This is a genomic window from Streptomyces coryli, assembly GCF_011044975.1.
Taxonomy (GTDB): domain Bacteria; phylum Actinomycetota; class Actinomycetes; order Streptomycetales; family Streptomycetaceae; genus Streptomyces; species Streptomyces coryli.
This window is the reverse complement of the sequence record NZ_JAAKZV010000434.1, coordinates 1-3582: the sequence shown is the minus strand read 5'-3', so window position 1 is coordinate 3582 and position 3582 is coordinate 1. Positions and strand designations below refer to the sequence as shown.

Sequence of the window (3582 nt, the reverse complement as noted above, 5' to 3'; positions counted from 1 at the left end):
CTGTGTATAAGAGACAGGGCCGGCACCCTGCTCACCGCCGCGGTCCGCGCCATCCGCGCCGGCGACCACGCGGCGACGGCCCCCCTCCGCAAGCCGGACTCCCCGCCCGCGTCGGCCACCAACGGCACCCTCCCGCGCGGCACGGCCGCCGACACCCTCGCCACCATGCAGTCCGCGGTCCTCTCCGGCGAGGCCCTGTGGATCGGCTACGTCAACGCCGACGGCGCCGCCAGCCAGCGCGTGATCGCCCCGATAAAGGTCGAGGGCGGCTTCGTCACGGCGTACGACCACACGGCCGACGAGGTACGGACCTACCCGCTGCACCGGATCACGGGGGTCGCGGAGCTCGACGACGCGTAACGTCGCCGCGTCCGCACCCCCGCATGCGGCACACTGGTCGTTTGGCCGCGCGAAAGGATGCCGCAGCGTGAATGGACCATTGATCGTCCAGAGCGACAAAACGCTCCTGCTCGAAGTCGATCACGAGCTCGCCGACGACTGCCGTCGCGCCATCGCGCCCTTCGCCGAGCTGGAGCGCGCCCCGGAGCACATCCACACGTACCGCGTCACCCCGCTCGGCCTGTGGAACGCCCGCGCCGCCGGCCACGACGCCGAGCAGGTCGTCGACGCGCTGGTGCAGTACAGCCGCTACCCGGTCCCGCACGCGCTGCTCGTCGACGTGGCGGAGACGATGGCCCGCTACGGCCGGCTGACCCTCAACAAGCACCCCGTCCACGGCCTCGTCCTGTCCACCACCGACCGCCCGGTGCTGGAGGAGATCCTCCGCTCCAAGCGCATCAAGCCGCTGGTCGGCGCCCGGCTCGACCCCGACACGGTCGCCGTGCACCCGTCCGAGCGCGGCCAGATCAAGCAGACGCTGCTGAAGCTGGGCTGGCCGGCGGAGGACCTCGCCGGTTACGTGGACGGCGAGGCGCACCCGATCGAGCTGGTCGAGGACACCTGGGCGCTGCGCCCGTACCAGAAGCAGGCGGTCGAGGGCTTCTGGCACGGCGGCTCGGGCGTCGTGGTCCTCCCCTGTGGCGCCGGCAAGACGCTCGTCGGCGCGGGCGCGATGGCCGAGGCGAAGGCGACGACGCTGATCCTCGTCACCAACACCGTCTCCGCCCGGCAGTGGAAGAGCGAGCTGATCAAGCGGACCACGCTCACCGAGGACGAGATCGGCGAGTACAGCGGCCAGAAGAAGGAGATCCGCCCGGTCACCATCGCCACGTACCAGGTGGTGACGACCAAGCGGAAGGGCGTCTTCCCGCACCTGGAGCTCTTCGACTCCCGCGACTGGGGCCTGATCGTCTACGACGAGGTGCACCTGCTCCCGGCGCCGGTCTTCAAGTTCACCGCGGACCTGCAGGCCCGGCGGCGCCTCGGCCTGACGGCGACGCTCGTACGGGAGGACGGCCGCGAGTCGGACGTCTTCTCCCTCATCGGCCCCAAGCGTTTCGACGCGCCGTGGAAGGAGATCGAGGCGCAGGGCTACATCGCGCCGGCGGACTGCGTGGAGGTCCGGGTCAATCTCACCGAGTCCGAGCGGCTGGCGTACGCGACGGCGGAGACCGAGGAGAAGTACCGCTTCTGCGCGACGACGGCGACGAAGCAGCATGTCGCCGAGGCGCTGGTCGCCAAGCACAAGGGCGAGCAGACGCTGGTCATCGGCCAGTACATCGACCAGCTCGACGAGCTCGGCGAGCATCTGGACGCCCCGGTCATCAAGGGCGAGACGACGAACGCCCAGCGCGAAAAGCTCTTCAACGCCTTCAGGGAGGGCGAGCTCAGCGTCCTGGTGGTCTCGAAGGTCGCGAACTTCTCGATCGACCTCCCGGAGGCCACGGTCGCCATCCAGGTGTCAGGCACCTTCGGCTCGCGGCAGGAGGAGGCCCAGCGCCTCGGCCGCGTCCTCCGCCCGAAGGAGGACGGCCACGAGGCCCGCTTCTACTCGGTGGTCGCACGAGACACGATCGACCAGGACTTCGCGGCCCATCGGCAGCGCTTCCTGGCGGAGCAGGGCTATGCGTATCGCATCGTGGATGCGGATGACCTGCTGGCGGGGGAGGAGGCGTAGGCATCAACGTGAAGGGACCGATCGCTGGTTCGGGTGGCGAACCCGGCGTTCACCCTGGGTAGCCTTGCCCTATTGGCGAGACTCCGTCGCATGGGAGTACCAGCAATGAGTATCGAGCCGAAGCCGACATGGCCGACGCCGCCCCCGGACGGCTGGACCGCCGACGATCTCGACACGCTCCCCGACCTGCCTCCGCACACGGAGCTGATCGACGGGAGCCTCGTCTTCGTGAGCCCGCAGACCAAGTTTCACCTGCGAACCATCCGTGTCCTGGACAACGGACTGCTACGCACTGTCCCTGCCGACCTGGAGGTCCTCCGCGAGTTCACCATCGTGCTCGGCAAGCATCAGCGTCCCGAGCCCGACGTGATCGTCGCGAAAGCGGAAGCCGACACTGGCCCCGAACAGACCAAATGCGCCGCGGCGGACGTCCTGCTCGCGGTTGAGGTCGTTTCCCCCGACTCGGTGGAGCGCGACCGCGAGACCAAGCCCCTGAAGTACGCCAAAGCCGGTATCCCCCACTTCTGGCGGGTCGAGAGCAATCGCGGCAAGCCTGTCGTCCACGTATATGCGCTGGACGCCGCGCGCGACACCTACCACCTGACCGGCATCTACCACGACCGCCTCAAGCTCAGCGTCCCGTACGACATCGACATCGACCTGGACGCGTCCCGCTGAGCCGTCGCGTCAGCGCTCGCGTTCCGGGCCGCCGTCCGCGTACTCGCCGAGGAGGACGACGCTCACCGCCGCGCCCGCGAAGATGCGGACCGCGCGGAGGGCCTGGGTGGTGTGGTGCCGGACGGCGCGGCCGGCTACTTCGGTGATCGGCGGGCTGTCGGCGACGCCCACCGCGGACTGGGTGACTGTCGTTGTGCTCATGTTTCCAGGGTGCTTGCCGGCTGGGCGGAAAGCGTCGGTCGCGGGGCGGAATCGCGTGGAGCCGGGCCTACGACCCGGGGTGCATGCCGACCCCTACGGGGGTATCGGGGTCGACCCTGGGCCGGGTGTCCGGCTCAGGTCGCGGCGGACCAGACCACGATCATGTAGACGAAGAACAGCACCTCGAGCGCGGCGGCCGCGGCGACGATCGTGCAGAGCGTGATCCGGGTGCTCCGGTTGCCGCGGCGGGGCGGCAGCAGCCACGCGGGGACCAGCAGGAGCAGCGGGAGCAGCAGCACCGGACCGAAGAGGGTCAGGCTGCCCCACAGCAGGAGCGGGCCACCGGCGAGGGTGGCGGCGAGCGGGCCGGCCCACCAGTGCTCGTGCGGCAGGTCGGCGGCCTGCGCGGCGGGGGTGGCGGCGGCGGTGTGCGTGGTCGCTGTCATGACCCCAGCCAAGCGTGCCGGGGGGCCGCTGCCATGGGGGCGGATACTCAGGCGGGCGCGGGGCGCGTACTCAGCCCGCGGCCGATATTCGTTGGACCACCCCCACCCCGACTCGGTGGAGCGCGACCGCGAGACCAAGCCCCTGAAGTACGCCAAAGCCGGTATCCCCCACTTCTGGCG

5 protein-coding genes are annotated in these 3582 nt (G+C 70.2%); 3 read left to right on the top strand and 2 right to left on the bottom strand.

Going from position 1 to position 3582, the window contains the following annotated elements:
* From G5C51_RS40750 to G5C51_RS40740, 3 genes are all read left to right on the top strand, one after another.
* The coding region (locus G5C51_RS40750; protein ID WP_165245800.1) for a WYL domain-containing protein at positions 1 to 360 on the top strand (360 nt) is incomplete at its 5' end.
* 67 nt (positions 361 to 427) lie between these two features.
* Entirely contained in the window at positions 428 to 2077 is a 1650-nt protein-coding gene (locus G5C51_RS40745; protein ID WP_165245798.1) for a DNA repair helicase XPB, read from the top strand.
* A 105-nt stretch (positions 2078 to 2182) separates the two neighbouring features.
* Complete coding sequence (locus G5C51_RS40740; protein WP_165245796.1) at positions 2183 to 2755, top strand: Uma2 family endonuclease; 573 nt, start codon at positions 2183 to 2185, stop codon at positions 2753 to 2755.
* Positions 2756 to 2764: 9 nt separating this feature from the next.
* Here the strand turns inward: G5C51_RS40740 and G5C51_RS40735 are convergent, their stop codons facing one another.
* Positions 2765 to 2956, bottom strand: a complete 192-nt coding sequence (locus tag G5C51_RS40735; protein WP_165245794.1) for a hypothetical protein — start codon at positions 2954 to 2956, stop codon at positions 2765 to 2767.
* Between the two features lie 134 nt (positions 2957 to 3090).
* Entirely contained in the window at positions 3091 to 3402 is a 312-nt protein-coding gene (locus G5C51_RS40730; RefSeq protein ID WP_165245792.1) for a hypothetical protein, read from the bottom strand.
* Positions 3403 to 3582 lie beyond the last annotated feature (180 nt).

Bases quoted from the DNA above. Each gene is read 5' to 3' on its own strand.
- G5C51_RS40735 (WP_165245794.1), bottom strand. From the start codon at position 2,956: ATGAGCACAACGACAGTCACCCAGTCCGCGGTGGGCGTCGCCGACAGC.
- G5C51_RS40730 (WP_165245792.1), bottom strand. From the start codon at position 3,402: ATGACAGCGACCACGCACACCGCCGCCGCCACCCCCGCCGCGCAGGCC.
- G5C51_RS40740 (WP_165245796.1), top strand. From the start codon at position 2,183: ATGAGTATCGAGCCGAAGCCGACATGGCCGACGCCGCCCCCGGACGGC.